Annotated in this window: 3 protein-coding genes; all 3 read left to right on the forward strand. The window is 70.4% G+C overall.

All coding sequences use genetic code 11. From position 1 onward, the window contains the following. Position 1: 1 nt before the first annotated feature. Positions 2-370, forward strand: a complete 369-nt coding sequence (locus WH85_RS46125; protein WP_045748575.1) for a roadblock/LC7 domain-containing protein — start codon at positions 2-4, stop codon at positions 368-370. Then, positions 367-729 (forward strand): DUF742 domain-containing protein, encoded by a 363-nt coding sequence (locus WH85_RS46130; RefSeq protein ID WP_045748576.1) that lies wholly within the window; start codon positions 367-369, stop codon positions 727-729. Before WH85_RS46125 ends, WH85_RS46130 begins: the two co-directional genes overlap by 4 nt. Further along, positions 710-989: GTP-binding protein (locus tag WH85_RS46135; RefSeq protein WP_245674399.1), on the forward strand; the 280-nt coding region annotated here is incomplete at its 3' end. The genes WH85_RS46130 and WH85_RS46135, both read left to right, overlap by 20 nt.

A 989-nucleotide genomic window follows, 5' to 3' on the forward strand; every position in this document is an offset into this window, starting at 1 on the left:
CGTGCACCAGACCGACGGTGTCCGCGACGCCGTCGCGGTCTCCTCCGACGGCCTGCTGATCGCCGGGTCGGACGGCCTGAGCCGGGCCGAGGCCGACCAACTCGCCGCGATCGTCTCCAGCATGGCCGGCCTGGCGCGCAGCGCGTCCCGCCGGTACGACTTCGACGGCCTGAAACTCATCATGATCGAGATGAATCGCGGCTTCCTGGTCATCTCGGTGATCGACGGCGGCAGCTGTCTCGGGGTGGTGGCCGGTGGCGACAGCGACCTCGGGCTCATCGGGTACGAGATCTCGGTCCTCGCCGAACGGTTCGGCGGCGTGCTGACCCCCGCGCTGATCGCCGATTCCCGCCAGCACCTGGCCCGATGAGCCCGGCGAGCCCGCCCGGCCGGTGGTACGAGGGTGAGGATCCGGTGGTGCGCCCGTTCATGCTCACCGCCGGCCGCACCCAGCCGATGCACGACGGCCTGCGGATCGAGACGCAGGTGCGTGCCGTACCGGCAGCGCTCTCGGCGCCGTTGCGGTTCGAGGCCCGGCGGATCGTCGAGCTCTGCCAGCGGCCCACGTCGGTCGCCGACCTGGCCGTGGCGATCGGCGTGCCGCTCGGCGTGGTCCGGGTCATCGCCGCGGACCTGATCACCCAGGGCTACCTGCACCTCCCGGAGCAGCCGGCCGAACTCAGCGTCACCCTGATCGAGAGGATCCGTGATCGTGTTCGGGCGCTCTGAGCCGTCCTCGCCGCCGCCGGTAGCCGTGAAGATCGTCATCAGTGGCGGTTTCGGCGTCGGCAAGACCACCTTCGTCGGCGCCGTCTCGGAGATCGAGCCGCTGGTCACCGAGGCCGAGATGACCGAACGCTCGATCGGCATCGACGACACCTCCGCCGTCGCCCAGAAGACCACCACCACCGTCGCCCTCGACTTCGGCCGGATCACCCTCGACGACTCACTGCTGCTCTACCTGTTCGGCACCCCCGGACAGGACCGCT

Source organism: Actinoplanes rectilineatus (genome assembly GCF_000962825.1).
Classification (GTDB): Bacteria; Actinomycetota; Actinomycetes; order Mycobacteriales; family Micromonosporaceae; genus Actinoplanes; species Actinoplanes rectilineatus.